Consider the following 3289-nt stretch of genomic DNA (forward strand, 5'->3'; position numbering starts at 1 on the left):
ATGCGCACGGTCCGCGTCCGACAAACCGGCCAGCTCGAGCGCAAAGGCCTGACCCGCAGCGGTCCTGGTCTGCCTGCGGACCGGTGCCGGTGCCAACGAGCGGACCAGAGCGGGGACCTGTTCGCCCCGCGTCCGGAGCACCGCCGGATCGACCCGCAGCGCCACCAGCCGCGCGGTATCGGTTGCGATTGCGGAGTCGAACAGCGCAAGACCCTCGGTCTCGGTCAGCGGTGGGAAGCCCTGGCGGCGCATCCGATCGAAGTCATCTTCGGACAGCTCGACACCGAGCCCGGACGATCGCGCCCACAACCCGTAATCCACAGCCGTCGCGGGCAATCCCAGACTCCGACGATGTGCCGCGAGCGCATCGAGGAAGACATTCGCCGCGGCGTAGTTCGCTTGACCGGCGGCCAGCACCAATCCGCCTGCCGAGGACACCAGCGCGAACAGCGACAGCGAGTGATCGCGAGTGAGCTCGTGCAGATGCCATGCCGCATCGAGTTTGGGCCGGAAGACAGAGTCGATCCGGTCCGGCGTGATCGACTCGATCAAACCGTTGTCGGCCGTTCCGGCCGCGTGCACCACACCCACCAGCGGATGTTGATCGGAGATGCTGTCGACCAGCGCCGACAGCGCAGACCGATCGGACACATCGCACGCGGCAATGGTGACCTCGGCACCGAGCTCGACCAACTCCGCACGCAGCTCGGCAGCGCCAGGAGCATTCAGGCCACGCCGAGATGTCAAAAGCAGCTGGCGCACACCATGTTCGGTCACCAGATGCCGGGCGATCACCGCACCCAGACCACCCGTGCCACCGGTCACCAGCACGGTGCCCGGCTCGGTCAGTCGAACGAGCGTGCCGGGTGCGTGACGACTCAACCGCGGCACGAACACACTCGCACCCCGCAGCGCGGCCTCCGGCTCCGTCGCGACAGCGGCCGCCACGGCCGCCACGGCGAACGGAGCACCGTCTTCATCGAGATCGAGAAGCTGGAATCGGTCTGGGTGTTCGGCCTGCGCGGCACGCAGCAACCCCCACACGGGCGCCTGGCCCAGATCCACTTGCTCGGAATCCGCAACGGTCACCGCGTGTTCGGTGAGTACAACCAAACGGGAACCAGCGAAGCGAGTTTCGGCCAGCCAACGCTGGACCGTGTCGAGAACACCGATGGTGACCTGCCGTGCGGCCTCCGGCGCCGCACCGTCGTGGTGGGGGCACGCGAGCAGCACGATGTCGGGAACAACCGAATCGGGAGTCGCATCGAGATCGGCGATCAACGCAGCGAGATCACCGTAGCCTCGCACCTCACCGGAACTCTGGTCGCCACGGCTGTGCCGAGAACCCAGTACCGCCACACGGCCCGGCTCGACGCTCACCGACGACGGCGCGACAGCGACCCAATCCACGCCGAAGAGTGCCTCCGACATCCGATCCGCGCTCAGGCGTTCGGCCGACACCGGCCGAGATACCAACGCGCCCACCGACAACACGGGTTGCCCCTGCTCGTCGGCTATCTGCATGGCGAACCGGTCGCCCTGCGGCACGATGCGGACCCGCACCGCGGCAGCACCGGCCGAGTGCAGCACGACCCGGTTCCAGGTGAAAGGCAGCGCCGGGAAACCCTCGACGCCACCACGCATCCCATGCACGATCCCGGCGTGCATAGCCGCGTCGAACAGTGCGGGATGGATCCCGAAACCCTTGGCGTCCTTCGGATCCGGCAGCGCGACCTCAGCGAACAACTCCGCATCACGCTGCCACGCCGCCTGCAACCCTTGGAAGAACGGGCCATAGCCATACCCGATATCGAGCAGTTCGTCATACGCACCGTCGATGTCCAATGGTTGCGCGCCAGCGGGAGGCCAGGAGGCGAGGTCGAAATCAGCCACCACCTCGCCCGGGGCGAGGACTCCTTCGGCATGCAGAACCCACGGCCCCTCGGCCGCGTGCCGAGAATGCACGCTCAGCCGTCGGCGACCGACCTCATCAGGGGCGGCCACCACGACCTGAACTGCGACACTGCCCTCGGCCGGGAAGGTCAACGGAGTGTGCAGGACGAGCTCGTCCACCACCTCGCAGCCCAACCGGCCACCGACGTGGCTGGCCAACTCGACGAATCCGGTTCCCGGCAGCAGCACGGTACCGAGCACGCTGTGGTCGGCCAGCCATTCGACGGAGTCCATCGACCACCGTCCGGTGAAGCTCACCCCGCCCGAATCCGGGTGCGGCACAACAGCACCGAGCAACGGATGCTCCACCGCGTCCAGCCCGACCGCGGTGACGCCGCCCAGTTCGGCACCGAGCCACGACTGGGCCAGCATCTGCTTGGCGTCGAGCCAGAACCGTTCGTGCTGGAAGGCGTAGGTGGGCAGGTCGATTCGCCGCGCTCCGGAGCCGTGGTAGATGCCAGCCCGGTCCACCTCGGCACCGGCCACGAACAGCCCGGCCACCGCACTTGTTACGGTCACCGCGTCCGCGTGGTCGCGTCTGGTCATCGCAACCGCCGTGGCGTCACCGAGAGTCTGGGCGACCATCGGGGTCAACACGGCGTCCGGCCCGACCTCGGCGAACCTGGACACACCCAGATCTGCCATCGCCGCAACGGCATCGGCGAACCGCACCGTATCCCGGACCTGACCGACCCAATACGACGGGTCACCCATCTCGTCGACGACCTGGGCGCCGGTCACCGTCGACACCAACGGGATGCTCGGACGACCGAACACCAAACCATCTATCGCCGAAGCGAACTCGGCCAGCATCGGCTCCATCAGAGCCGAATGGAAAGCATGCGAAACCCGCAATCGGTGGGTCCGCCAACCACGCTCGGTGCACGCCTCGAGAAGAGCGGCGACTGCGTCCTCGACACCGGACAGCACGACCGAGGACGGACCGTTCACCGCCGCGATCGACACCCCATCGACATCGGCCAACAAGGGCAGCACGTCGGCCTCGGAAGCACCAACAGCGACCATCCCCCCGCCGGACGGCAACGCCTGCATCAAACGGCCACGCGCAGCCACCAGCACACAAGCGTCCGACAGCGACAACACACCGGCCACATGCGCGGCGGCGACCTCACCGATCGAATGACCAGCCACCACATCCGCACGCACACCCCACGATCCGAGCAGCCGGAACAACGCCACCTCGAACGCGAACAACCCCGCCTGCGCGAACACCGTCCGGTCGACCAGAACGTCGTCCGCCAACGCCACGCTCAGCGAAACAGGTTGTTCCAGCAGCGGATCCAGCTGCGCGACAATCGCATCGAAATGCTCGGCG

General features: G+C 67.3%; 1 protein-coding gene. It reads right to left on the reverse strand.

Annotated features, from left to right (window positions below):
- A partial coding sequence (locus NP3_RS45820; RefSeq protein WP_157125015.1) for an SDR family NAD(P)-dependent oxidoreductase occupies positions 1 to 3289 on the reverse strand: 3289 nt, incomplete at both ends.

The sequence above is a fragment of the Nocardia pseudovaccinii NBRC 100343 genome (genome assembly GCF_001613225.1).
In the GTDB taxonomy this organism is placed as follows: Bacteria; Actinomycetota; Actinomycetes; order Mycobacteriales; family Mycobacteriaceae; genus Nocardia; species Nocardia pseudovaccinii.